Origin of the sequence: Streptomyces sp. NBC_01257, from assembly GCF_035917255.1 — a bacterium.
GTDB lineage: Bacteria > Actinomycetota > Actinomycetes > Streptomycetales > Streptomycetaceae > Streptomyces.
Map to the genome: position 1 here is coordinate 1,030,573 of NZ_CP108472.1, position 25,915 is coordinate 1,056,487.

14 protein-coding genes are annotated in these 25,915 nt (G+C 71.4%); 2 read left to right on the top strand and 12 right to left on the bottom strand.

Going from position 1 to position 25,915, the window contains the following annotated elements:
• Positions 1–52: 52 nt before the first annotated feature.
• The 5 genes from OG408_RS04610 to OG408_RS04630 all read right to left on the bottom strand — a co-directional run bounded on the left by OG408_RS04610 (position 53) and on the right by OG408_RS04630 (position 6,173).
• On the bottom strand, positions 53–1,087 hold the full coding sequence (locus OG408_RS04610; RefSeq protein ID WP_266775695.1) for a LacI family DNA-binding transcriptional regulator: 1,035 nt from the start codon (positions 1,085–1,087) through the stop codon (positions 53–55).
• A 98-nt stretch (positions 1,088–1,185) separates the two neighbouring features.
• A complete protein-coding gene (locus tag OG408_RS04615; RefSeq protein WP_266775697.1) occupies positions 1,186–2,229 on the bottom strand; it encodes an ABC transporter permease in 1,044 nt (347 codons plus the stop codon).
• Entirely contained in the window at positions 2,226–3,200 is a 975-nt protein-coding gene (locus tag OG408_RS04620; protein ID WP_266775699.1) for an ABC transporter permease, read from the bottom strand. The genes OG408_RS04615 and OG408_RS04620 overlap by 4 nt, the downstream gene beginning before the upstream one ends.
• Positions 3,197–4,897, bottom strand: coding sequence for a sugar ABC transporter ATP-binding protein (locus tag OG408_RS04625; RefSeq protein ID WP_285568994.1), 1,701 nt, complete (start codon positions 4,895–4,897; stop codon positions 3,197–3,199). Before OG408_RS04625 ends, OG408_RS04620 begins: the two co-directional genes overlap by 4 nt.
• A 190-nt stretch (positions 4,898–5,087) precedes the next feature.
• Positions 5,088–6,173, bottom strand: coding sequence for an ABC transporter substrate-binding protein (locus OG408_RS04630; RefSeq protein ID WP_266775703.1), 1,086 nt, complete (start codon positions 6,171–6,173; stop codon positions 5,088–5,090).
• A 513-nt stretch (positions 6,174–6,686) separates the two neighbouring features.
• Between OG408_RS04630 and OG408_RS04635 the strand changes: the two genes are divergently transcribed.
• Together OG408_RS04635 and OG408_RS04640 are read left to right on the top strand one after the other, a co-directional pair.
• Positions 6,687–9,134, top strand: a complete 2,448-nt coding sequence (locus OG408_RS04635) for an RICIN domain-containing protein (protein ID WP_326668366.1) — start codon at positions 6,687–6,689, stop codon at positions 9,132–9,134.
• Between the two features lie 176 nt (positions 9,135–9,310).
• Positions 9,311–11,581, top strand: a complete 2,271-nt coding sequence (locus tag OG408_RS04640; protein WP_326674470.1) for an AbfB domain-containing protein — start codon at positions 9,311–9,313, stop codon at positions 11,579–11,581.
• A 386-nt stretch (positions 11,582–11,967) separates the two neighbouring features.
• Here the strand turns inward: OG408_RS04640 and OG408_RS04645 are convergent, their stop codons facing one another.
• The 7 genes from OG408_RS04645 to OG408_RS04675 form a co-directional block, all read right to left on the bottom strand.
• Positions 11,968–15,252, bottom strand: coding sequence for a LamG-like jellyroll fold domain-containing protein (locus OG408_RS04645; protein WP_266775707.1), 3,285 nt, complete (start codon positions 15,250–15,252; stop codon positions 11,968–11,970).
• Positions 15,253–15,472: 220 nt separating this feature from the next.
• Positions 15,473–17,908, bottom strand: a complete 2,436-nt coding sequence (locus tag OG408_RS04650) for a GH92 family glycosyl hydrolase (protein ID WP_326668367.1) — start codon at positions 17,906–17,908, stop codon at positions 15,473–15,475.
• A gap of 267 nt (positions 17,909–18,175) precedes the next feature.
• Positions 18,176–19,273, bottom strand: coding sequence for an NADH:flavin oxidoreductase/NADH oxidase (locus tag OG408_RS04655; RefSeq protein ID WP_266775711.1), 1,098 nt, complete (start codon positions 19,271–19,273; stop codon positions 18,176–18,178).
• Between the two features lie 124 nt (positions 19,274–19,397).
• Positions 19,398–19,670, bottom strand: coding sequence for a DUF1876 domain-containing protein (locus OG408_RS04660; protein ID WP_219572999.1), 273 nt, complete (start codon positions 19,668–19,670; stop codon positions 19,398–19,400).
• An 81-nt stretch (positions 19,671–19,751) separates the two neighbouring features.
• A complete protein-coding gene (locus OG408_RS04665) occupies positions 19,752–20,144 on the bottom strand; it encodes a hypothetical protein (RefSeq protein ID WP_266775715.1) in 393 nt (130 codons plus the stop codon).
• Between the two features lie 33 nt (positions 20,145–20,177).
• Positions 20,178–23,360 (bottom strand): glycosyl hydrolase 115 family protein, encoded by a 3,183-nt coding sequence (locus OG408_RS04670; protein ID WP_326668371.1) that lies wholly within the window; start codon positions 23,358–23,360, stop codon positions 20,178–20,180.
• A 102-nt stretch (positions 23,361–23,462) separates the two neighbouring features.
• Positions 23,463–25,877, bottom strand: coding sequence for a glycoside hydrolase family 3 N-terminal domain-containing protein (locus OG408_RS04675; protein ID WP_326668373.1), 2,415 nt, complete (start codon positions 25,875–25,877; stop codon positions 23,463–23,465).
• Positions 25,878–25,915 lie beyond the last annotated feature (38 nt).

Consider the following 25,915-nt stretch of genomic DNA (forward strand, 5'->3'; position numbering starts at 1 on the left):
TGGACGGGAGCGCCGGACTCCCCCGGGGACGGCGGGAGTCCGGCACCACGGGTCACGGTCCGGCGGGCTCGGCGGGAGGCCGGGGAACGGTGGATTCGCGGACGACGAGCCGGTAGCCGGGCCGCGGGCGCCGGGGTTCGGAGACCGGGTTGCCGGAGAGGCGCTCGACGAGGCTGTCGACGGCCAGCCGGGCGATGGCCTCCTTGTCGGGGGCCACCGTGGTGAGCGTGGTGGCCCCGTAGAGGCTCTCCTCGATGTTGTCGAACCCGACGACGGCGACGTCCTCGGGGATGCGCAGCCCTCGCTCCGACAGCGTGCGCATCGCCCCGATGGCGATGAGGTCGTTGTACGCGAAGACGGCGTCCGGCTGCTCCCCGCGGTCCAGGAGGGCGGCCATGGCGGTGGCTCCGTCCTCGCGGCCGTAGCCGTCGGTGACGACGACGAGCGACTCGTCGGCCTCGATTCCGGCGGCGGCCAGCTCCTCCCGCCAGCCGCGCAGCCGCAGGTGGGCGGGCTGGCGTTCGCGGCCGGTGCGCGAGCCGAGGAACGCGATCCGGCGGTGGCCGTGGTCGATGAGGTGGCGCACGGCGTCGCGGGAGGCCGCCACGTTGTCGATGGCGATGTGGTCGTACGGGGCCTCGTACTCGCGCTCGCCGAGCAGCACCAGGGGCGCGGTCTCGGTGCGCGCCATCAGGTCCTCGGTCTCCAGGTGGATGGGGCTGAGGATGAGCCCGTCGATCACATGGGACCGGAATCCCTGGCTGACCAGGAGTTCCTTCTCGCGCAGTCCGCCGGTGTGGTCGACCAGCACGGTGTAGTCGTGCCGGGCGGCGGCGTCGACGACGGCGCCGGCCAGCTCCGCGAAGTACGGGTTGCCGAACTCGGGGACGGCGAGGGCGATGATGCCGGTGCGGCCCTTGCGCAGATGGCGTGCGGTGAGGTTCGGCCGGTAGCCGAGCTCGTCGATGGCCTGCTGCACCTTGGCCCGCATCTTCGGTGTGACGTGCTGATAGTTGTTCACCACGTTCGACACGGTCTTGATGGACACGCCCGCCCGTAGTGCAACGTCCTTGAGGCTGACGCCCACGGCACTCCCTGGATCGACTTGTCGCGCGTTGACGCGCGGTGGCCCGGCTGTGCCGGTTCGGCTCGAACGGTGCCGGGGCCGCGGGCCCCGGCACCGGTTCAGGTGGTTCTGCGGCTGCGCGCCAGATAGCGCTGGGCCACGACGACAACGATAAGGAAACCTCCGCTGACGACCGACTGGTAGGAGGAGTTCAGCGAGCCGATCTGATTGATCAGATTCTGGATGACGGCCAGCAGCAGCACGCCCCAGAGCGTTCCGCTGATGGAGCCGGCACCGCCGATCAGGAGGGTGCCGCCGATGACGACGGCGGAGATCGCGTCGAGCTCCATGCCCACGCCGACGATGGTGACGCCGGAGGTGAGCCGGGCCGCGTTGAGCGCTCCGGCGAATCCGGCGAGCAGTCCGCTGAGCGTGTAGACGAGGATCTTCGTACGGGCGACGGGCAGGCCCATCAGCATGGCCGCGTCGTTGCTGCCGCCGACCGCGAAGAGCGTCTGCCCGAACGAGGTGCGCTGGAGGATCAGTCCGCCGATGCCGAACAGCACCAGGGCGATGAGGATCGGGTAGCCGAAGCCCCAGACGCTGCCCTGTCCGAGTTCGGCGAAGGCGGAGTCCTTGGGCACCAGGTAGGTGGTGGCGCCCTCGTCGGTGATCGCGAGGAGCAGACCGCGCGCCCCCAGCAGGGTGGCGAGCGTGACGATGAAGGGTGCCATTCCGGCGCGGGCGACCAGGAGTCCGTTGAGCAGTCCGATGGCCCCGCAGACCACGAGCGGGACGAACAGGGCGGCCAGGAAGCCCCATTGCGAGGCCCAGGCGGCCAGTACGCCGCCGAGAGCGAAGACCGAGCCGACCGACAGGTCGATGCCGCCGGTGATGATGACCATGGTCATGCCGAGGGCGACCACGGCGGGGAACGCCGCCTGGACGGTCACGCCCCGGGCGTTGTCCAGGGTGCCGAACGTCGGGTAGACGAAGGACGCCACGATGACGACCGTGAGCAGGACCGCGAGCACGCCCTGGCGCTGGAGGAGTTCGGCGATGCGCTGCCCGGTCGCGGGGCGGGGGGTGCCGCCGCCGGCTGCTGCCGGGGTCTTGCGCGGTACCGGGGCCTGGACCGCGGGGGCGGGTGAGGTTTCGTTCATCGGGACCGACGCTCCCGGGCGACGTAGACGGCGGCGATGATGATGGCCGCCTGGGCGATCTGTGCGGTGGAGTCGGGCAGGTCGTGCTTGACGAGGGTGGCGCGCAGCAGCTGCATCAGCAGGGCGCCGGCGACGGTGCCGAGGATCCGGATGGAGCCGCCGTTGAGCGGGGTGCCGCCGACGACGACCGCCGTGATGGCGGAGAGCTCCATGAGGGTGCCGAGCGAGGAGGGGTCGCTGGCGGTGAGCCGGGCGGTGGCGAGGATGCCGGCCAGCGCGGCGAGGACCCCGCAGAGCATGTACACACCGATGAGCACCCGTCGTACGGGCAGTCCGGCCAGGGCCGCGGCCGAGCGGTTGCCGCCGATGGCGACGACCTGGCGGCCGAAGGTGGTGCGGGTGACCAGGAAGGCCACGGCGAGGGCGAGGACGCCGGCGATGAGGACGACCAGCGGGATGCCGAGGAAGGATCCGGTGCCCAGCGAGAGCAGGTCGGGGTTGACGATCTGCTTGAGCTGGCCGTCCGCCATCACCAGGGCCAGGCCCCGGCCGCCCACGAACAGGGCGAGGGTGGCGACGATCGGCTGGAGTCCCACGAGGGAGACGAGTGTGCCGTTGACCGCTCCGACGAGTGCGCCGGCCAGCAGCGCCATGACGAGCGCGGCCACCAGGCCGTAGCCGAGGTAGAGCGGCAGCAGGGCGGCGGCGAGCGCCATCGTCGAGCCGACGGAGAGGTCGACGCCCTCGGTGCCGATGACGAGCGCCATGCCGAGGGCGACGATGACGATGGGGGCGACCTGGACGAGCTGGGTGCGGAGGTTGTCCGCGGTCATGAAGTGCTCGGTGAACAGGGCGTTGAAGAGGAGGACGACCGCGACGGCGAGGTAGACGCCGTACTCCTGGTACCAGGCGGGGTCGCGCAGCCGGGCCAGCGGCCGGGCTGCGGGGGTGGAGACTGCGGCCTGGGTCATCGGGGGTCCTCCTTGGCGGCCGGGGCCTTGTCCACGGGCGCCGGTGAGTGGTCGGCGAGTACTTCGAGCAGATGGCTCTCGGCCACCTCGTCGCCGGACAGTTCACCCGCGACCGCGCCGCCGCGCAGGACGACGATGCGGTCGGCGCCCTCGATGAGTTCCTCGATGTCGGAGGAGATGAGCAGGACGGCGAGGCCCTCGCCGGCGAGGTCGTCGATGAGGCTCTGGACCTCGGCCTTGGCGCCGACGTCGATGCCGCGGGTGGGTTCGTCGAGCAGCAGGACCTTGGGCTCCAGGCAGAGCCAGCGGGCCAGCAGGACCTTCTGCTGGTTGCCGCCGGAGAGCTCGCCGACCTTCTGCTCGGGGCTCGCGGCCTTGATCCGCAGCCGCTTCATGAAGATGCCGACGATGCGGTCCTGCTTGGCGCGCGAGACGATGCCGGCGCGGGAGAGGCGGGGCATCGCGGCGAGCACGATGTTCTCGCGGACGGAGAGGCCGGGCACGATGCCTTCGGCCTTGCGGTCCTCGGGCAGCAGGCTGATGCCCGCCCGGATGGCTCCGGCGGAGGTGAGCCGGCGCAGGGTGCGTCCGCCGATGGCGAGTTCGCCGGAGTCCAGGCTCAGCGCTCCGGCCAGGGCCTTCGCGGTCTCGCTGCGGCCGGAGCCGAGGAGCCCGCCGAGGCCCAGCACCTCACCGCCGTACAGCGACAGGGATATGCCGTGCAGCAGGTGGTCGCGGGAGAGGCCCTTCGCGGTGAGGACCGGGGTACGGGTGGTGTCGTGGCCCTCGGAGCCGAAGCTGGTGAGTCCGGAGCGGCGGACCTCGGCCATGTCGCGGCCGAGCATCATCGAGACGAGCTGCATGCGGTCGAGGTCGGCGAGGTCGCCGGTGTGGATGTGCTTGCCGTCGCGGAGCACGGTGACGCGGTCGCAGATCCGGTAGAGCTCGTCCATGCGGTGGCTGACGTAGAGGACGGCGATGCCGCGTGCGCGCAGGTCCCCGATGACGCGGAAGAGCGTCTCGACCTCGCGCGGCTCCAGCGAGGAGGTGGGCTCGTCCATGATGACGACCTGGGCGTTGACCGAGACGGCACGGGCCAGGGCGACCATCTGCTGGGTGCCGATGCCCAGGGTGTGCAGGGGCCTCTTCGGGTCGACGCGTACGCCGAAGCCGTCGAGCAGTTCGGCGGTCTCGCGGTGCATGCGGCCGAAGTCGATCAGGCCGAAACGGTTCTTCGGCTCGCGGCCCAGGAAGATGTTGCGCGCCACGCTCATCAGCGGGACGAGGTTCACCTCCTGGTAGATCGTGGAGATGCCGGCCTGCTGCGCCTCGAACGGCCGGGCGAAGGCGATCTGTTCGCCGGCCAGCCGCAGTTCGCCCTCGTCGGGCCGGTACACACCGGTCAGCACCTTGATCAGGGTGGACTTGCCGGCTCCGTTCTCGCCCACGAGTGCGTGGGTCTCGCCGGGGCGCAGGGCGAAGGAGACTCCGTCGAGTGCGACGACGCCCGGGAACCGCTTGCTCACCGAGCGGGCTTCGAGGACGGGTGCGGCCGGATCGGAGGTCTCCGGCGCGGCGGCTTCCTTCGCGCCGGCGTCGGGCGCGGCTGCCGCCCTCTCGTGGGCGGCCGGCGCGGATGCCTCCTTCGCGTCGGCGGCCGGCTCCGGCGGCTGCGGTACTGCTTCGGGTGGTGCCATGGCTGTTCTCGGCCTTCCGCTCTTCCAAGGGTGTCGGGCCCGGGGCCGCCGTGACGGGTGGCCGCGTCACGGCGGCGGGTGAAGCCGGCGGGTCCGGGCCGGGCCCGGCCGGGGGCCGCGCAGGGTTCGCTGCGCGGCCGGTCCCGGCCGGCCCGCTGCCGGCGTTACGGGCAGGTGGCGCGGGTCTGGATCAGAACGCGCCGCCGAGCGAGGCCTTGGCGTTGGACTCGTCGTAGGCGCGGTCGGAGATGATGACGTTCTCCGGGATCTCCTCGCCGCCGTAGAACTTCTGGGCGGTCGCGAAGGCCAGCGGGCCGAAGCGCGGGTTCGACTCGATGACGGCGTTGTACTCGCCGTTGACCAGGGCCTGGACGGCGTTGCGGGTGCCGTCCACGGAGACGATCTTGACGTCCTTGCCGGGCTTCTTGCCGGCTGCCTTCAGCGCGGTGACGGCGCCGAGGCCCATCTCGTCGTTCTCCGCGTAGACGGCGGTGATGTCGGGCTTGGACTGGATGAGCTGCTCCATGACCTGCTGGCCCTTGTCGCGGGCGAACTCACCGGTCTGCTGGGCGACGATCTCCAGGCCGGGGGCCTTGGCCTTGAGCTGGTCGACGAAGCCCTTGGTGCGGTCGGTGGTGACGTTGTTGCCCGAGGCGCCGAGGAGGATGGCGACCTTGCCCTTGCCACCGGTCGTCTTGATCATCGCGTCCGCGGCGCGCTTGCCCTGCTCCACGAAGTCGGAGCCGAGGAAGGCCACGTAGTCCTTGCAGGCGGTGGAGTTGAGCTTGCGGTCGACGGTGAGGACCGGGACCTTCTTGGCGGCGGCGGCCTTCAGCGCCGGCTCCAGGCCGTCGGAGTTCAGCGGGGCGACGATGAGGAACTGGGCGCCCTGCGACAGCATGTCCTGGATGTCGCTGATCTGCTTGGACAGCTGCGACTGGGCGTTGGTGGTGAGCAGCTTCTTGACGCCGACCTTCTTGGCCTCGTCCTTGATGGACTGGGTCTCGGCGATGCGGAACGGGTTGGCCTCCTTCTCCGACTGGGAGAAGCCGACCACGGCGTTCTTCAGGTCCAGCTTCGGTGCTCCGTAGGTCTGCAGCGAGCAGCCCGAACCGGAGGAGGACTCAGGAGACTTGGCCGCCTGAGCGCCCTGGCTGCTGTCGGCGTTCGCGGTGTCCGACGTCTCCGACTTGGAGCAGCCGGAGGCGGCCAGCGTGGCGGTGGCGGCGAGGAGGCAGGCCACGGCGAGGGTACGGGTTCGGCGCTGGATCATCATGCGCGGGAGCTCCTTGGCGGGATGACGGCACGTCGATGGACGTGCGGTCGGGCATGGCTGGATGATGCATCGGCTGCCGCTCGGCGGCTGATGCCACTGCGTTCCTCACGACCCCGCCACCTGGACGAACTGCGGTCGTGAGAGCCTGCGCGGCCTCTCGGCGGCTCGGTTTACAACGTTATATAGGCGCCGTGGCACGGGCGGCAAGAGCGTGGTCGATGCGTTTCCAAAATGTGTCGGAGCGATGCGGTGCCGACGGGCGGCTCCCGCCCCACTGGTTGCCGCCGCACCCCTGGACACCCGCCCGACACCGTGCTGTCATACCGCCGGTACGCAATTTTCCAACGTTGCAAGCACGGTGCCGCGCCACCCCTCCGGTCGCGACGGCGTGCCTTGCCGTGCGCGCGTCCGGTTCCGCCCCGGGCCGGTGGGCGTCATGGCAACCCCCGCACGTGTCATGTGCCGTCCCCGAGCCGGAGCCCCGCACGGCCGGCCGAGAGCAGGAGCCCCTCCATGCCCCTGAACCGCAGACAACTCATGGCCGGCGCGCTGGCCACCGTCGCCGCCACCACGGCCGCTTCGGGCCGCTGGGCCACCACGGCGACCGCGGCCGAACACCGCGCCAGGCCCGCCCACGGCGGCCACTACTCCCCCAACGCCGCGCCCCTGCACCCGACGGCCTTCCTGAAGCTGCCCCCCGGCCGGGTCACCGCACGCGGCTGGCTCGCCGGACAGCTGAAGCTCCAGCTGGACGGACTGTGCGGCCGGTACGAGGAGTTCTCGCACTTCCTCGACTTCACGGCCACCGGCTGGGTCCGCCCCGAGCTGGGCGGCTGGGAGGAGGTCCCGTACTGGCTGCGCGGCTACACCGACCTGGCGATCGTCACGGGTGACGCGACGGCGCTCGCCGCCGTGCGCCGCTGGTTCGACGCGATCCTCGCCACCCAGCAGTCCGACGGCTTCTTCGGGCCGAAGGCGCTGCGCACGTCCCTGAACGGCGGCCCGGACTTCTGGCCGTTCCTGCCGCTGGTGCAGGCCCTGCGCTCCTGGCAGGAGTACTCGGGCGACACCCGCGTCATCCCGTTCCTCAGCCGGTTCTTCCGCTACATGAACGCCCAGGGACCCGGCGCCTTCAACACCAGCTGGATCGCACTGCGCTGGGGCGACGGCCTGGACAGTGTCTTCTGGCTCTTCAACCGCACCGGCGACACCTTCCTCCTGGACCTCGCCGACAAGATCCACGCGAACGGTGCCGACTGGGGCGACAACCTGGTCAACCTGCACAACGTCAACATCGCGCAGGGCTTCCGCGAGCCCGCCCAGTACGCGCTGCGCAGCGGTTCGGCCGAGGACACCCGGAACACGTACGGGACGTACGGCAAGGCCATGGACCAGTACGGGCAGTTCCCCGGCGGCGGCTTCGCCGGGGACGAGAACGCGCGCCCCGGGCACGGCGACCCCCGGCAGGGCTTCGAGACCTGCGGCATCGTCGAGTTCATGGCCAGCCACCAGCTGCTCACCCGGATCACCGGCGATCCGCTGTGGGCCGACCGCTGCGAGGAGCTGGCCTTCAACTCGCTGCCCGCCTCGCTCGACCCGTCGGGCAAGTCCGTCCACTACATCACCAGCGCCAACAGCGTGGACCTGGACGACGTCCCCAAGAGCGGCCGGCAGTTCCAGAACGGTTTCGCCATGCAGGCGTTCCTGCCCGGCGTCGACCAGTACCGCTGCTGCCCGCACAACTACGGCATGGGCTGGCCCTACTTCGTCGAGGAGCTGTGGCTCGCCACCCCGGACGGCGGGCTGGCCGCCGCGATGTACGCGAGCTGCGAGGTCACCGCGAAGGTCGCGGACGGCACCGAGGTCACGTTCACGGAGGAGACCGGCTACCCCTTCACGGACACGGTCACCCTGACCCTGAAGGCGCCGAAGAAGCTGTCGTTCCCCCTGGTGCTGCGGGTACCGGCCTGGTGCGACAGCCCGGAGGTCAAGGTCAACGGGCGTCCGGTCGCCGCCCCCGCGGGCCCGGCCTTCACCCGCGTGGACCGCACCTGGTCCGACGGCGACCGGGTGACGCTCCGCTTCCCGCAGCGGACCACGGTCCGCACCTGGGAGCACAACCACGCCTCCGTCAGCGTGGACCGCGGCCCGCTCACGTACTCCCTGCGCATCGACGAGACGTACGAGCGCATCGGCGGCACCGACCAGTTCCCGGAGTACGCGGTGCACGCCACGAGCCCGTGGAACTACGGCCTCGTCCTCGACGAGCGGAAACCGGCCGCCTCGCTGCGCCACCACAGCGTCCGCCACCTCAAGGACGCGAACCCGTTCACACTGGAGGGCACCCCGCTGACCATGACGGCGAGGGCCCGGCGGATCCCGGAGTGGACGGCGGACGGCGAGCACGTCGTCGCGCCGCTCCAGGACGGCCCGGCCGGCACCACCGAGCCGGTCGAGGAGATCACGCTCGTCCCCATGGGGGCGGCGCGGCTGCGCATCACCTCGTTCCCCACGGCCGACCCGGGCGCCGGGCCCTGGCTGTCCGACCGCTGGTACCGCATCCGCAACCGCCACTCCGGCAAGGTCCTCGGCGTCGACGCCATGTCCACCGCCAACAGCGCCCATGTCGTCCAGTTCGGTGACACCGGCACCGACGACCACGACTGGCAGCTGGTCCCGGAGGGCGACGGCTGGTACCGCGTCCGCAACCGCCACTCCGGCAAGGTCCTCGGCGTCGACAACATGTCCACCCAGGACAGCGCCTACGTCGTCCAGTTCGACGACAACGGCACCGACGACCACCTCTGGCAGCTCGTCCCCGACGGCGACGGCTGGTACCGCATCCGCAACCGCCACTCCGGCAAGGTCCTCGGCGTCGACAACATGTCCACCCAGGACAGCGCCCACGTCGTCCAGTTCGGTGACACCGGCACCGACGACCACCTGTGGCAGCTCGTCTGACCCCCGACCGTTCCTCCGCACATCCCGCACCGCTCCCCGCGCCATCCGGCGCGGGGAGTTTCCCCGTACCGGGGGCAGCCCCCGGCGAAGGAGACGAACCGATGAGCCGTTTACGTGTGCCCGGCCGCAGGCCGTGGTGGAGACGGGCGATCGCCACGACCGGACTGCTGGCGCTGGTGTCCTCGGCACTGGTGGGAGTCGGATCGGCGCCGGCCGGTGCCGCCTCCTGGGCACCCAAGCCGTCCCCGATGACGACGCCGTGGACCGCCCAGGTCCCGGTCGACAAGCCGCTGCCGGAGTATCCGCGCCCGCAGCTGACCCGGCCCGACTGGGCCAACCTCAACGGCATCTGGGACTTCGCGGTGACCGGCCGCGACGCCGGGCAGCCGTCCTCGTTCCCCGATCAGATCCGGGTGCCGTTCGTCGCGGAGTCCGCGCTCTCCGGCATCCAGCGCAGGATCACCGAGAATGACAAGCTCTGGTACAAGCGCACCTTCGCCGTGCCCGCCGGCTGGAACGGCCGCCGGGTCGAGCTGAACTTCGGCGCCTCCGACTGGCAGACGACGGTCTGGGTCAACGGCACCCAGGTCGGCGCCCACAAGGGCGGCTACGACTCGTTCGCGTACGACATCACCCCTCAGCTCAACGGGGGTACGAACACGGTCGTGGTGTCCGTGTACGACCCGACGCAGACGGGCGGCCAGGCCGTCGGCAAGCAGCGCATCAACGACGTGCAGCCGCACAGCGGCGGCGGCATCTTCTACACCGCGGCCTCCGGCATCTGGCAGACCGTCTGGCTGGAGCCGGTCGCGGCGGCCCACATCACCCGTCTCGACATGACGCCGAACCTGGGCGACAGCACCCTGCGGGTGAAGGTGCAGGGCGCGTCCGCGTCCGGCCGCACCGCCCGGGTCACCGTCTCCAGCGGCGGAACCGTGGTCGGCACGGCCACCGGCACCGTCGGCTCCGAGATCTCCGTCCCGGTGCCCAACGCGCATCTGTGGACTCCGGAGGACCCGTTCCTGTACGACGTGAAGGCGGAGCTGCTCGACGGCTCGGCCGTCACCGACTCGGCAAGCGGCTACACGGGCATGCGGTCGATCGCCGTGGCCAAGGTCGACGGTGTGCTGCGGCCGGTGCTCAACGGGAAGTTCGTGTTCCAGACCGGCACCCTGGACCAGGGCTACTGGCCGGACGGCATCTACACCGCGCCGACCGACGCCGCCCTCAAGTCCGACCTCCAGGCCCACAAGGACCTCGGCTTCAACATGGTCCGCAAGCACATCAAGGTGGAACCGCAGCGCTGGTTCTACTGGGCGGACAAGCTGGGCCTGCTCGTCTGGCAGGACATGCCCGCCATGGACACCGGCAAGAGCCCCGGCACGGCGGCCCGCACCCAGTGGGAGGCCGAGTTCCACGCGATCATCGACCAGCACCGCAGCTCGCCCTCGCTGGTGATGTGGGTCGACCAGAACGAGGGCTGGGGGCAGTACGACCAGGCCAGGATCGCCAACGAGGTGAAGGCCTACGACCCCTCCCGCCTGGTGAACAACATGAGCGGGGTCAACTGCTGCGGCTCGGTGGACGGCGGCAACGGGGACGTGGTCGACAACCACATCTACGTCGGCCCCGGCAACACCGCGCCGACCGCGACCAGAGCCGCGGTCCTCGGTGAGTTCGGCGGCCTCGGCTACAAGGTCCCCGGACACGAGTGGTTCCCCGGCGGCGGCTTCAGCTACGAGGACCAGGCGAGCGTCTCCGCGCTGAACAACCGTTTCGTCGGGCTGCTCGACAGCATCCGCGTCGGCCAGCTGCCCGCGGGCCTCTCCGCCTCGGTCTACACGGAGATCACCGACGTCGAGAACGAGGCGAACGGGCTGCTCACCTACGACCGCCAGGTCGTCAAGGTGGACACCGCACGGGTGAAGGCCGCCAACCAGGCCCTCATCAACGCCTCACGCAACCCGGCCCCGCCCGTGACCCTGCCCACCGGGCAGTACAAGTCGCTCCGCGTCACGACGCCCGGGTACACCAACAAGTACCTGCGCCACCAGGACGCGCTCGCCTTCACCGAGGTCGTCGACGCGGGAAGCAGCGGACTGCTGAAGAACGACGCCACCTGGAAGATCGTCACCGGACTCGCCAACAGCAACTGCTACTCGCTGGAGTCCCGCAACTATCCCGGCGAGTACCTCCGGCACCGCGACTTCCGGGTCCGCCGCGACGCCAACGACGGCTCGGCGCTCTTCAAGGCCGACGCCACCTGGTGCGCCGTAGCCGGCACCGGGGGCGTGCGACTGTCCAGCGCCAATCTGCCGGGCAGCTATCTGCGCCACATCGATTCGGAGGTGTGGCTGGCCACACCGGGCGGCGGGCACGCCTGGGACAACCCGGCCACCTTCACCGAGGACACCACCTGGGCGGTGGAGGCGCCCTGGGCGCCGTGATCTGACCCGCCCGCTCCATCGCTGTGGCCGACGGCCCGGACACGACGCGACCGCGTCGCATCCGGGCCGTCGGTCTGGCGCGTCCCGACAGCCGGGGCGAGATACGTGTGCGGCAGCGCCGGCCGGCCGCCGCGGTCGCGAGCAGACACCCGCCACACCATGTCGCCGAGCCGATGCGGCCGTGAACATGCTTGGCAGCGAGGCCAGTTCGTCCCGTGGAAGCCCGGTCTGCGCCGCCGGGACGTCGTGGGTGCGGGTCAGGGTCACATGTCCCGGCACCTCCCGGCCCCCCACGCGGCGCATGCCGCTGCCTGCCGCCGCACGGATGCGGTGGCAGGCAGCGGTTTCGGTACTTCAGGGGTTCAGCACTTCACGAACAGCCCGGACTACGGCTGCTCGCTGTCGTGCAGCGCGCTCACCTCGTCGGCGGTCAGGGCCTTGTCGTACACCGCGACCTGGTCGACGGAACCGTTCCAGAAGTCGGTGTTCCCACCCGACCACTTGGCGCGGCCCACGGCCAGGGCTCCGCTGCTGACGTCGGCCGATCCAGCCGGCGCGGTCGCGGCGAGCTTGCCGTCCACGTACAGCTTGATCTCGTCACCGCTGCGCACACCGACCACGTGGTACCACTGGCCGAGCTCGGGCTTCATCTCCAGCCGGGCGCGGTGGGCGCCGGGGGTGGAGAAGGCGAATCCGCCCTGGCCGTACTGGAGGTAGAACGGGTTCTCCTGACGCCGGCCGTCCTGGCTGACGATGGTGGCGTAGTTGCCGGGCAGGGCGTCCAGCGACGCCCAGGCGGAGACGGTGTAGTCGCCGGTGGTGTCGACGACCGGGCCGTCGGTCTCGGCGTACTGGCCCGCGCCGTCGAACTTCAGCGCCGAGCCGTGCACGCCGGCCGTCCAGGACGTGCCCTCGGAGAGGGTGAGGGCCTTGTGGTTCGGCCCGCTGTCGGCGGCCTCGGTGCCCTTGTTCTCGTCGAGGGACCAGGCGCCGCCGCCCTTGATCTCGTCCCGCTCACCGGCGGCCGCGCCGGCGGCGATGACCTCTCGGTTGATCTTGCGGACCTGGGCCGGGTCGACCTTGATCTCGCGGCGGTCGTACGTCCAGAGCCCGTTGAGCTCGTTCTCCAGGTCGGTCACCTGGGTGTAGATGGAGCCGGAGAGTTCGGCGCCGGCCGCCTCCAGGTAGTACTTACGGGTGTTCTCGACGTACTTGGCGGTCAGCGCGGCCTTGTCGGCGACACCGCTGTAGATCGCGGTGGGCGCGCCGGGCCACATGTGTCCGGGCATCCGCAGGGTGAATCCGCCGTGCTCGCCGTCCATCGCCGCGCGGTTGTCGTCCGGGAAGGCCGGGTCGGTGTTGTTGTAGTCGTGGTGGTCGATGATGTCGCCCTTGCCCGAGTCACCCTTCGAGTTGCAGCAGTTGACACCGCTGTGGGCGTTGACGACGCGGGAGGGGTCGGCGGCCTGGACCTGCTCGGTGATCTTGCCGGTCTCGGTGCGGTCCCACTCGCCCCAGCCCTCGTTGAAGACGATCCAGGCACCGATCGAGGGGTAGTTGTGCAGCTGCTTCATCATCTCGGCGCCCTGGTCGAGGAAGGCCTTGTGGCCCTTCTCGCCGGTGAGGTTGCCGGAGACGAAGTCCTGCCACACCAGCAGACCCAGCTGGTCGGCGTGGTAGTACCAGCGCGCGGGCTCGACCTTGATGTGCTTGCGCACGGAGTTGAAGCCGAGGTCCTTCTGCGCCTTCAGGTCGAAGAGCAGGGCGGAGTCGCTGGGCGCCGTGTTCAGGCCGTCCGGGTAGAAGCCCTGGTCGAGCTGGGCGAGGGAGAAGAACGGCTTCCCGTTCAGGACCAGCTTCTGGTAGCCGCCGACCTCGGCGACACCGAAGGACCGCATGCCGAAGTAGCTGTCGACGGTGTCCTTGGAGCGGCCGTCGTCGAGGGTGACCTTCAGGTCGTAGAGGTAGGGGTCGTCAGGCGTCCACAGGTGCTGCTTCGCGACCGGCAGGCTCAGCTCGCGGTTGGCCGGGCCGGTGACGCTGCCGACGACCTTGCCCTTCTTGTCGCGGGCGACGGCGGTGATCCGGGCGGAGGACGAGGCGTCGGCGGAGTTGACCGTCAGGGCGAGCCGGCCCTTGCCGATGTCCGGGGTGGTCGTCAGGGAGTCGACGGCCGCCGGGGCTACGGGCTCCATCCAGACGGTCTGCCAGATGCCGGACGAGGCGGTGTAGAAGATGCCGCCGGGGTTGGCGGACTGCTTGCCGGTGGGCTGGTCGGCGCCGGTGGTGTCGGTGACCGCGACGACGATCTCCTGCTGACCGCTGCCCTTGACCGCGTCGGTGATGTCGGCGCTGAAGGCGGTGTAGCCGCCGGTGTGCTCGGCGACCTGCTTGCCGTTGACCCAGACGGTGGCCTGGTAGTCGACGGCACCGAAGTTGAGCTTCAGCCGGTTGCTCTGGCCCTTGCCGTGCTTGTCACCCTTGACGGCCCAGTTCTTCGGGACGGTGACGAGCTTGCGGTAGAACATGTGGTCTTCGTGGCGCTCGAGACCGGAGAGCTGCGACTCGACCGGGTAGGGCACGGTGATGCGCTCGCCCAGCTTCTTGCCGAAGACGGGCTGCTCACCGGCCTTGGCCCCGGCGAACTCCCACGGGCCGTTGAGGTTCTTCCAGTCGTCGCGCACCTGCTGCGGCCGGGGGTACTCGGGCAGCGGGTGGTTGCGGTCGACCTTGTCGCCCCAGGTGGTGGTCAGCCGGTGCGTGGACAGGTTCGTGGCGGTGCGGCTGATCTGGGGAACGGCCTTGCCGCCGACCTGGAGGCCGGCTTCGCCGTCGTACCCGACCCTGACCTGCTGGCCCTTCTGGACGGGCCCGGTCAGGGTGATGTCCAGCGCCTTGGCGTTGCCCGGCACCCGGGCGACGGACTTCACCGGGATCGGCGAGGTGTCGGCCTCGATGGTGAGGTGGTCCTTCAGGGCGGCGTAGTCGGCCACCTTGTCCTCGAACGTCGCCCGGAGCTTCAGGCCGTTGTCCGCGACGCTCAGCCCGACCGGGTAGACCTCGAAGTCCGCGGGCGGGGTGAAGGCGGACTCGGGCACGATCTGCCGGGCGAGCGTGGCACTGGACCAGCGCAGGAACATGTTCGCGCCGCCGGTGTCCTGGAACATCTCCAGCTTGAACGTGTGCGGCTCACCGGCCTTGAGCGCGACCGGCTTGCTGGTCTGCTCGTTGTCCCAGTCCGGCTCCCAGTGGTCGATGACCACCTGGCCGTCGATGAAGAGCCGGAAGCCGTTGTCGCCGCTCGCGGCGAAGGTGTAGTCCCCGTCCTCGGGGGCCGTGATGTTGCCGGTCCAGCGGGCGGTGGTGTTCTCGGTCCGGCCGGTGGTGGACTCGAACGTGCCGGTGAGACCGGGGAAGTTGATCTGCGGGTCGAGGGCGACCCCGCCGAGCTTGTCGAAGTCCCGCGCACCCGGCGCGGACATGCTGAAGTACTCGCCCTTCAGCCCGTGCACGGCTGTGGCCGGGTCACCGGCCTTGAAGGTGGTCGCGGAGGCGGTGCCGGCGGCTGCGGCGGGGGTGGCTGCGGCGGCCGGGACCAGGGTGGCCCCGACGGGGACCAGCAGTGCTGCGGCCACGGCCGCCGTTCGGAACAGAGCGCGGGGGCGGGGCATTTGTCGTCTCAAGGCGTCGTCCTGTCGAGAGAGCTGAAGTGCCTCGAACCTGTGAGGCACAGCACACAATCGAACATTGAGCCACAGCATCAAACGCAAAACAACAGTCGTGCACAGAGAATTTTCAACGATAGAAACCTCTGGCACCGAACCCGTGCCACGCCTGTGCCGGATCGCCGCGCACACGGCGCGGCCGATCCGGCACAGGCTCGCCGTCCGGCTACCGCGGCAGCCCCGAAGGGGCCGTGGCCCACGAGGTGTTGGCGGTGGCGGACAGCCGGTAGACGAGCGAGCCACCCCGGCCGAGCAGGCTCGCGTCCGTCCACGAACGGTCGTGCGCGCGCCCGTCGACCGTCACCGCGTCGATGTACGGATGGGCGGCGTCGGCGGCCGGAGCGGTGATCGTGATGTCCCCGCCGTGCGGCCGGTCGATCACCGCCTTCGGGAACAGCGGGGCGCCCAGCAGCATCGAGGCGCCGCCCGGCGTCTGCGGGTAGAGGCCCAGCGCGGAGAAGACGTACCAGGCGGACATGGTGCCCAGGTCGTCATTGCCCGGCAGCCCGCGCGGGCCGGTCCCGTAGACCGTGTTCAGGATCTCGCGGACCGTCTCCTGCGTCTTCCACGGCTGACCGAGGGCGTTGTAGAGCCAAGGGGCGTGGATGCCGGGCTCGTTGGTGGGGTCGTAGCGCACCGCGTCACCGCCCTTCACCGACCAGGAGCCGTCCGCCTTGTGGAAGAAGCCGTCCAGGCGCCGCGCCGCGATGACCCGGCCGCCCATCGCCTCCGCGAGCCCCTGGACGTCCTGCGGGACCATCCAGGTGTACGTGGCGCTGGTGCCCTGCGCGAAGCCGCGGTCGCTGCCCGGGCTGAACGGCCCGGCCCAGGAGCCGTCGAGGTTGCGGGGCTGGATGTAGCCGTCGGTGCCGGCCCCGTCCGTGGCCTGCGCGTTGTACACGTTGCGCCACCAGCCGCCGCGCTCCCTGAACGCCGCGGCCTCCTCGTCCCGGCCGAGCAGCCCCGCCCAGCGGCCGAGCGCGTCGTCGGCGACCGCGTCCTCCAGTGTCTCGGCGGCGCCGCCCCAGCAGTGGCAGACGTCCTGGGGCGCGTAGTGGGAGTCCAGGTACTGGGCCAGGTTGGGACGCTGGCCGGTGCACTGCCCCGGGCAGCCCGCGTCCGAGAGCCCGTCGGCCACGGGGACGGTCGCCTGCCGCGCCAGCGACTCGTACGCGCCCTCGTAGTCGAAGTTCCGCACCCCCATGGCGTAGAACGTGGCGAGGGTGGCCGCGGTGGGGTCGCCGGTCATCACGTGGGTGGCGCCGTTGATGTGCACCCAGCGGTCCCACACACCGCCGTTCTGCCGGGCGAAGTTGTACAGCGACTGGGCGAAGTCCCCGGCGATCTCCGGCTTGATGAGGGCGAGCAGCTGGATCTGCGCCCGGTACTGGTCCCAGCCGGAGAAGTTGCTGTACTGCGCCCCCTGTCCGCGCTCGATCCGGTGGGGTTTCCCGTCCATGCCCGGGTAGCGGCCGTCGGTGTCGCTGATGATGTTGGGCTGCATCAGGGAGTGGTACAGCGCGGTGTAGAAGGCGGTGCGCTGCGCCTCCGTGCCGCCGCCCGTGCGTACGGAGGCCAGCTCGCGGTCCCAGCTGCGGCTCGCGGCCGCCGCGACGTCGTCGACGCCCGCGTGCGGGGCGATCTCCGCCTTCAGGTTGGCCTCGGCGCCGGCCTGGCTGACGTAGGAGATACCGACCCGCATGTGGACGTCGCTGTCGGTCGTGGTGTCGAAGCCGACCCAGCCGCCCGAGCCGCGGCCGGCCCGGTCCGCGCCGGTGGCGTAGCCCTCGCCGCCGCTGCCGGCGGTCGAGCCGGGGGCGAGCGTGCCGTCCTTCCAGGTGCCGGTGGAGGAGAAGGCGCGGTCGAAGGAGGCGGTGAAGTAGAGGCGGTAGTAGCTCTTGCGGTTGTTGGTGCCGCCGTTGGCGCGGCGGCCGCAGAACGCGCCGGTGAGCACCGAGCCCGTGACCTTGCGGCGGGCGGTGTCGATCCGCACCTCGGCGTCCTCGCTGCCGTTGAGCGAGTTCGAGACGCGGAAGAGCAGGTTGGCGGGTTCCCCGGCCGGGAAGGCGAAGTCGGCCACACCGGCCCGGCGGCTCACCGCGAGGTCGGCGGTGGCTCCGGAGTCGAGGCCGAGGGTGTAGCGGCCCGGCACGGCCCGCTCGTCGTCGTGCGAGAAGTCCGCGGCGTAGACGGCGTCCTTGGTGTCGGCCGACGGCGACGAGGTGATGTCCCCGACGAACGGCATGACCGGGATGTCACCGGCGGCGCCCGGGTCGCACCCGGCGCCGTTGACGTGGGTGAGGCTCAGGCCGCGCAGCCGGGTGGTGTCGTACTGGTAGCCGTTCGCGGCGCCGGTGCCCGTCTGGTCGCCCTTGGTGCTCGTCGGCGACCAGGCGATCATGCCGTTCGGGGCGGTGGCGCCCGGAAAGGTGTTACCGCCGTTCGCACTGCCGATGAGCGGGTCGACATAGGCGGTGGGGCGGGTGACGGGCGTCGCGGCCTCGGCGGCGGGCAGGACGGCGGCGGCCAGCGCGCCGGTGATGACCACGGCGGCTGTTCGCGCGGCGAGGCGCCGGGTCGCGGTCAGCGGTCTGGGGGGCATGTCGCGGTACCTTCCGGGGAGTTCGGACAACGTTGTCAGCGACCGGGGTCCGGCCGGTTGCAACGGTGATCGATTCGCGGCCGAGCGTAGATCCCCGCGGCGCAGGAGGGAATGCCCCGGCAGCCATCCCGGGTGAACGCGCGATGAACGGATGCCGCGATCCGGACGGTACGCACGCAACCGCCCTCCCCGCAGCGCCCGGGCCACCGCCGGAGGACGGCGGGGCGGGACGTGCGGGGAGGGCGGTCGCGTGCCCCGGGCGATCGGTCAGATCGCGTAGGCGTACTGCTCGGGGGCGTGTGCCCGGGCGCTCAGTTCGCGGGCCGCGTCCTGTGCCCAGGACGGGCTGCGCAGCAGTTCGCGCCCCAGGAGCACGGCGTCCGCGCGCCCCTCGGTGAGGATCTTCTCGGCCTGCTGCGGGTCCGTGATCAGGCCGACGGCGGCGACGGGCAGCGAGGTCTCCCGCTTGACACGCTCGGCGAAGGGGACCTGGTAGCCCGGTCCGCTCTCGATCCGGGCGCGGGGCGCGTTTCCGCCGGTGGAGACGTCCAGCAGGTCGACGCCGTGGGCGCGGAGCTCCTCCGACAGCCGGACGGTCTCGTCGGCGGTCCAGCCCTCGCGCTCGTCCTCCGCGTTCTCGGTGAGCCAGTCCGTGGCGGAGATGCGGAAGAAGACGGGCAGGTCCTCGGGCCACACCTCGCGTACGGCGTCGACGACCTGGAGGGCGAAGCGGACGCGGTTCTCGTAGCTGCCGCCGTACTCGTCGGTGCGGTGGTTGCTGTGCGGCGAGAGGAACTGTCCGACGAGGTAGCCGTGCGCGCCGTGGATCTCGGCGACCTGGAAGCCCGCTTCGACGGCACGGCGAGCGGCCTCGCGGAAGTCGGCGACGACGCCCTGGATCTCGTCCACGGTCAGTTCGTGCGGCACGGGGTAGCCGGTGTCGAACGGGAGGGGGCTGGGGGCGACGGGCGTCCAGCCGTGCGCGTCGGGGCCGACGGGTCCGCCGCCGGTCCAGGGAGCGGCGGTCGACGCCTTGCGGCCGGCGTGGGCCAGCTGGATTCCGACGGCGGAGCCCTGCGCCTTGACGAAGTCGGTGATCCGGCGGAACGCCGCGACCTGGGTGTCGTTCCAGATGCCCAGGTCGGCCGGGCTGATGCGCCCCTCGGGGCTGACGGCCGTCGCCTCGGTGAGGATGAGGCCCGTTCCCCCCGTGGCGCGGGCGGCGAGATGGGCGAAGTGCCAGTCCGTGGGCACGCCCGTGTCCGGCCCCACCGGTGCGGCGCTGTACTGGCACATGGGTGCCATCCACACCCGGTTGGGCACGACAAGCGACCTCAGGGTGAAGGGCTCGAAAAGGGCACTCACGACGGACTCCGTTTCGCCGGGTACGGAAAGGATCGCTAGTACGATACATCCCGTACTACGACGTCCGTCAAATTACGACGCCTCTCGTACAAGGTGACGCGGAAAGCGCCAGGGCCCCTCTCGCTCAGGTCAGCGGGTACGACGTGCGGCCGGATGCCTCGTCGATCTCGTCGTGCGCCTTGGTCAGCAGCTTCATCGCCAGTTCGTTGAGTGCGCGGGCCCCCGCGATCTCCTCTCCCACCCGGGGCTGTTCGGAGTCGGAGGGATGGCGGCTGGCGTAGCCGTGGGCCCGCACCTCGCTCCCGTCGGACAGCCGCACCAGGGCGGCCGCGCGGGTGCGATGGGTGTCTTCCTCGAATTCCAGCTCGATGTGCCATCCGACAGCCGTCTGCGTCATGGCGCTCACCTCCGGGGACTCCCCTCCAGGGTGCGCCCCCGGCCGCGACCGTGCGCGGCAGGGCGGGGCCGCCGACCGGTGTTACCGCCCGCCCTGCCGCCTGCGGCGCAGAGTGATCCTGGCGTCGGCGTCGTACGCCTGACTCCAGCTGCGGCCCGCACCCGACTTCCAGGTGACATGGGCGGTGTCCCCGTCGGTCCGGACGGCGTCCACCGTCATGATCCGGTCGCCGTCGCGCACGTCCCCGCGGCGCAGCTCGTCCGCCCGGACGGTGACGGGGTCCGCCGACGCCGTGCTCTCGGCCTCGTCCGCCGCGAGGCCGAGAGCAGCGGCCAGCTCACGGGCACGGGCCGGGGTGCAGAGGAGCACGCGGTCTCCCGGCGGTGTGCCGATCCTGATCTCGACCGCACTGCCGACGGGGGTCACTTCGAGGTGCTCGGCCGGCGCGCCGGTGCCGTCGTTGCCGCTCTTCATTCGCTCTGCTCTCCCTGGCCCGGACCCCCGGGCTCAGTGCAGCCGGAGGCTCTCCGGCGGGCCCAGGTAGCTGGGCTTGAGTCCGCCGGTGTCGACCACCAGGTTCTGCAGCACCACCGTCGGGTCGACCATCCAGAATTTCAGCACATGCACTCCGGCGTCGCCGATGTGGTGCACCGTTTCGGTGATGTTGACGTTGTCGGAGGTGTGGCGGGCCCACTGCGGGTTCATGGTGCCGTCGTCGGCCCCCGTCGCCTTGGTGACGTTCACCGTCTGGGGTGCGGCGTCGTCGAAGGAGACGGCGTACGTCAGTCCGTCGGTCGGCAGCGGATTGTTGCGGGGCGAGAGATACGCGTGCACGGTGACCGGGCCGGTGGTGAAGAGGCTGACCCGGTACTCCAGCCGCGGGCCGGCGCCGCCGGGGGTCTGCCGGGCCGCGGTGACCGGGAAGGGCTCCATCCCGGCTCCGGTCCTTCCGATGTCCGGGATGCGCTGCCAGCTGATCCCGTCGCCGCCGACGGCCCGGCTGTAGTGGTCGGCCTCGATGGAGACGTACCCGTTGGCCTCGACGAAACCGTCCAGGCGCGAGCGGGACACGGCGGGGCGGTCGACGACCGCCGTGACGACGACGTCCGGCCCGTCCGGTCCGCTGACCGTGACCGGGACCTCGGTGACCCCCTCCGGGGCCCTGTCCCAGTCGACCCGCAGGGTGATCCGGTCCTGCCGGTCGACCCGGCCCCGGACCCGGTCCGCGATCAGCCAGGGGGCACCGGTGCGCACCCGGTAGCCGAACGGGGCCCGGCCCCGGTTGAACACCTCGATGTACTGCGCGGGCTGGCTCTGGTACGGGCTGAAGACGGGCAGCACGGCCGCGCTTCGCTCGTGCGGCCACCACCCCGCCGAACCGTCGACGGCCACGCCCATCTCGGCCCCGGAGGGCAGCTCGATGCGCTTGACCGCCGGGAACAGCACGTCCTTGAGGGCGACGTTGTCGATCTCGGGCTGCTGCCACGGGGCGTTCGGTCCGTAGCGGGCCACATCGCCGTAGTCGATGTGCGGCTGGGTCTGGAATCCCTGCCACTTCCCGCCCGCCACCTGCGTGTTGAAGCGGGCCGCCAGGGCCAGGTCATCGGCGAGCCGGGCCTCGGCGGCGGCCGCGAGGTCATTGGTGAGGGCCCGGCCCTGCCGGGCGTAGTGCAGGTTGGTGAACTCCGCCGCGCGCAGCGCGTACAGATTGGCGGTGGCCAGCACCTCGTAGCCGACCAGTTCGTACCAGGCGTCCTGTGCGGACGCCGGCAGCCTGCGCCCGACCCGTTCCGCCTCGGCGCCGAGCGTGCGCCACTCCTCGGTGACCCGCTCCAGTTCGCGGTAGTCGACGATGCTGAACGGCGTCGCCTCGTCGTCGTACACGATCGCCGAGCTGTCCTCGGCGGGGTCCTTGGCCGGATCGAGGGTGATCTTCCGGTTGAGGAGTTCGGGCTTGCGCCGCGACTGGAGCCGGGCGTACGTGCGCAGCACCTCGGCCACCGCGGCCGCCTGGTGCTCGCCGAAGTTCTGCCGGGCGTACTGCTCCTCCCATTCCGGCAGCCGGTCCAGGGTCCAGCGCTCCGGGTTCCAGGCGTACTCCAGGAAGAACTGCGTGGGCAGTTCGTTGCCCTTGAGGTCGCCGGCGTTGGTGACCCACAGACCGTGGTTCCCGTAGGCGACGGACTGGTGGAGCTGGTCCCACATGTTGGGCAGGGAGGCGGTGTCCACCCACTTGTAGTTGCGGCCGACACCGACGTAGTCGAAGTGGTAGTAGAGGCCGTAACCGCCCGCGCGGGCGTCGTTCCCCAGGTCGGGCAGTTTGCGGATGTTGGCCCAGTTGTCGTCGGTGAGCACCACCGTGACGTCGTCGGGGACCCGCAGCCCGCGGTCCCAGTAGTGCTGGACCTCCTTGTAGAGCGTCCAGACCTGCGGGATCGTGGTGACGTCCCGGCCGGAGACCTCGGCCAGGATCTGCCGCTGGGTGGCGATGATCTCGGTCATCAGCTCGATGCCGTCGCCGTCGGGCAGGCTGACGTCACCGTTGCCGCGCATCCCCAGGGTGACGACGCCCTCGAAGTCCTCCTCCTTCATCCGGCGGATGCCGTCGGCCCAGTACGCCTTGATCGCCTCGGCGTTGCGTCGGAAGGACCACTCGCCGGTGCCGCCGTAGGGGTCGTGGCCGGGGACGGTGACGGCTCCGGTGCTGTCGCGTACCGCCGCGACCGCGTGGCGGTTCCACTCCTCGATGCCGCGCATCATGGGCGCCTCGTGCGAGGTGCCCATGACGACGCCGTACGCCTTGGCCGTGGCGTGGTTGAGCGGGTCGTCCTCGGCGAACGCGCGGCCCCAGACGGCGGGCCAGAGGTAGTTGGCCTTCAGCCGCAGCATCACTTCGAAGATCCTGGCGTAGAAGCCGGCGTTGAAGCCGCCCTCGAATCCGGGCGCCTTTCCGGGGCCGAAGTACGCGGGGGCCCAGGTGCCGAGCGCCGGGTTCTCGTCGTTGATGAAGAAGCCGCGGTACTTCACGGCCGGGGTGCCCTGGCTGTGACGGCCGGGCAGGACGTGGATCTCGTCCCGGTGCACGGGGGCGATGTCGTCCCACCAGTACCAGGGCGAGACGCCGATGCCGCGCGAGACGTCGTACGTACCGAAGATCGTGCCCCGCTGGTCGCTGCCCGCGATCACGAAGGCGCGGTCGACGCCGGGCAGCGGCTTGTCCACGACGGTCTGGAGACTGGTCTCCCACCTGCCCCGGATCGCGGAGACGTCGAGCTTGCCCCTGGCGATCAGCCCGTCGATCAGCGGGCTGCGGCCCACGGTGCCGATGACCGTGATCTCGCGGGCCCCGGGCACCGCGCCGTGTGAGAGGGCGGGGCGGACGCCGGTGACACGTTCGATGTCGCTCCGCAGGTCGCCCGCCACCCGGACGACGCCGTCCCAGTCGCCGTCGCTGACCAGGATCGGGGCGGCGCGGCCGTTCCTGACCAGCGCGAAGCTGCCGGGCCTTGCGGCGAACGAGATGTACGCGCCGGGGTCGGACGGCCGGACCGCCGGGCCATGACCGGTCGCGGACGCCTCGGCGGACAGTCCGAGGAGGGAGCCGAGCGGTGTCGCGGTGAGGGCCGTGAGGCCCAGGCCGAGCCCCAGCGCCGATCTGCGGCTGGTGTGCCGCGGAACGTTGTTGTCCATACTGCACTCCTGTTTCGAAAGTTTCGTGGGCCTCCCCGCAGCGGCGTCAAGGCCGGATCGGGCGGGGAGGCCCACGTGGACGGGGCCCGGCGGGAGGACCGGTCAGCGCACGGCCGGCTCCGGCAGGGGCGCGGGCTCGACCGAGGTGCCGCAGACGAGCCGGCGACGGTGGTCGACGACGCGCTCGGGGCCGGTGAGCCGCAGCCGTACGGTCCGGCGGACGTCGGCCGCGTCGCTGGAGGTGGCAAGGCGCAGTTCCAGCTCACCGGGCTCGACGATCCGGCGGCCCGCGACACCCGTGAAGGACGCCAGATCCGCGTGGAAGCGGAACCGGACCCGGGCGGCGGCGCCGGCCGCCAGCGGAACCCGGGCGTAACCGATCAGCCGGGCCTGCGGGCGGGTGGTCTGGGCGACCGGGTCGTGCAGGTAGAGCTGTACGACCTCCGCCCCCTCGCGCTCGCCGCTGTTGCGGACCGTGATCTCGATCCCGGTGGAGCCGTCGGTGGGGAGCTCCGCGGGTACGGACGCGCCCGGCTCCCAGTCGAACGTCGTGTACGACAGTCCGTGTCCGAAGGCGTAGAGCGGTGTCGGATCCAGATTGCTGACCCCGCTCACCAGCCCCAGCGGCGGCTGCAGATACGTCCACGGCTGGCCGCCCGGCCCCCGCGGCACGCTTACCGGCAGCCGGCCGGAGGGGTTGACCCGGCCGGAGAGCACCCCGGCCAGCGCCGCTCCGCCCTCCTCGCCGGGGAAGAAGGCCTGCACGACGGCGGCCGTCCGGTCCGCCCAGCGCCCCAGTGCGTACGGGCGGCCCGTCAGCAGCACCAGGACCACCGGGGTGCCGGTGGCCAGCAGGGCGTCGAGGAACTCGCCCTGCACACCCGGCAGCGAGAGATCGGCCGCGTCGCAGCCCTCGCCCGACGTACCGCGGCCGAACAGCCCGGCCCGGTCGCCCAGCACGGCGACACAGACGTCGGATTCGCCGGCCAGCCGCACGGCGTCGGCGAACCCGGAGGTGTCCGTGCCGTCCACCTCGCAGCCCGCGGCGAATCCGACACCGGAGCCCGGGAACTCCCCGCGCAGCGACTCCAGCACCGTCGGCACGTCGATCCCCATCTCGGCCTCGGGGTGCGAGACACCGACGTGGCTGGGGAAGGAGTAGCAGCCGAGCATCGCCAGCGGGTCGTCGGCGCGCGGCCCGACCACGGCGATCCGTGCGCCGTCACGCAGCGGCAGCGTGCCGCCGGGGTTGGCGAGCAGCACGCAGGCCTGTTCGGCGAGTTCGCGCGCCAGTGCCCGGTTCTCCGGGGGGTCGAGGTCGACGGTGTCGCGGGCCTCGTCGGGGTCGGCGCCGGCGAGCACGGTGGGCAGCGGTGACCAGTCGGGGTCGAGCAGTCCCAGTTCGCACTTCTGCAGCAGGACGCGGTGCAGGGCGCGGTCGACGAGCGCCTCGTCCACCACGCCGTCCCGCACCGCGCCGACCAGGACGTCGCCGTAGCTGCGGACGGTGGGCAGTTCCACGTCCACGCCCGCGGCCAGGGCCAGCCGGGCGGCGCCGGCCCGGTCGGCGGCGACCTTGTGCAGGGTCTCCAGGAAGCCGATGCCGAAGTAGTCGGCGACGACGGTCCCGGTGAACCCCCAGGTGTCCCGGAGCAGTCCGGTGAGGAGCGCGGGGTCGGCGGCCGCGGGCACGCCGTCGATCTCGGCGTACGAGTGCATCACCGAACGCGCCCCGCCCTCCAGCAGCGCCATCTCGAACGGCGGCAGGATCACGTCCGCCATCTCCCGGGCCCCGGCCCGTACCGGGGCGAGGTTGCGGGCACCGGCGGAGGCCGCGTATCCGGCGAAGTGCTTGAGCGTGGCGATGATGCCGGCCGACTCCAGCCCGCGGACGTAGGCGGTGCCGATGGTGGCCACCAGGTAGGGGTCCTCGCCGATGGTCTCCTCGACCCGGCCCCAGCGCAGGTCGCGCACCACGTCCAGGACGGGTGCGAGTCCCTGGTGGACGCCGACCGCGCGCATGTCCGTGCCGATCCGGCGGGCCATCTCGGCGACCAGGTCCGGGTTCCAGGCGGCACCCCACGACAGGGGCACGGGGTAGGCGGTGGCCCCCCAGGCCGTGAAGCCGGCCAGGCACTCCTCGTGGGCGAGGGCCGGGATGCCGAAGCGTCCGGCCCCGGCGATGCGGCCCTGGGCGCGGGCCAGGGCGAGTGCCCCGACGCCGGGGTCGACGGGGGCGGTGCCGAAGGGGCGGGTGAGCTGGCCGAGGCCGCGGGTGGTGAGGCCGTCCCAGTCGACCGGGTCGACCATGTCGTTCTGGTGCGGGGCGACCCCGTCGCCGTCGGCGTCGGCGCCCACCCAGATTCCGTACAGCTGGGCGGCCTTCTCCTCCAGGGTCATCCGGGGGATCAGGTCGGCCACCCGCTCCTCGGGGGTGCGGGAGGGGTCGCGCCACGGTCCGTCGACGGCCGGGTCCGCTCCGGCGCCGCGGGCGTGCGGGACAGCGGGGATTGCCATGGGGGCAGGGGTTCCTCTCATGAGTGCGGTGGTGCGGG

Excerpts from the sequence above, each read along its gene's own strand:
- OG408_RS04615 (WP_266775697.1), bottom strand. The coding sequence starts at position 2,229 with ATGAACGAAACCTCACCCGCCCCCGCGGTCCAGGCCCCGGTACCGCGC.
- OG408_RS04620 (WP_266775699.1), bottom strand. The coding sequence starts at position 3,200 with ATGACCCAGGCCGCAGTCTCCACCCCCGCAGCCCGGCCGCTGGCCCGG.
- OG408_RS04625 (WP_285568994.1), bottom strand. The coding sequence starts at position 4,897 with ATGGCACCACCCGAAGCAGTACCGCAGCCGCCGGAGCCGGCCGCCGAC.
- OG408_RS04630 (WP_266775703.1), bottom strand. The coding sequence starts at position 6,173 with ATGATGATCCAGCGCCGAACCCGTACCCTCGCCGTGGCCTGCCTCCTC.
- OG408_RS04635 (WP_326668366.1), top strand. The coding sequence starts at position 6,687 with ATGCCCCTGAACCGCAGACAACTCATGGCCGGCGCGCTGGCCACCGTC.
- OG408_RS04645 (WP_266775707.1), bottom strand. The coding sequence starts at position 15,252 with ATGCCCCGCCCCCGCGCTCTGTTCCGAACGGCGGCCGTGGCCGCAGCA.
- OG408_RS04650 (WP_326668367.1), bottom strand. The coding sequence starts at position 17,908 with ATGCCCCCCAGACCGCTGACCGCGACCCGGCGCCTCGCCGCGCGAACA.
- OG408_RS04660 (WP_219572999.1), bottom strand. The coding sequence starts at position 19,670 with ATGACGCAGACGGCTGTCGGATGGCACATCGAGCTGGAATTCGAGGAA.
- OG408_RS04665 (WP_266775715.1), bottom strand. The coding sequence starts at position 20,144 with ATGAAGAGCGGCAACGACGGCACCGGCGCGCCGGCCGAGCACCTCGAA.
- OG408_RS04670 (WP_326668371.1), bottom strand. The coding sequence starts at position 23,360 with ATGGACAACAACGTTCCGCGGCACACCAGCCGCAGATCGGCGCTGGGG.
- OG408_RS04675 (WP_326668373.1), bottom strand. The coding sequence starts at position 25,877 with ATGGCAATCCCCGCTGTCCCGCACGCCCGCGGCGCCGGAGCGGACCCG.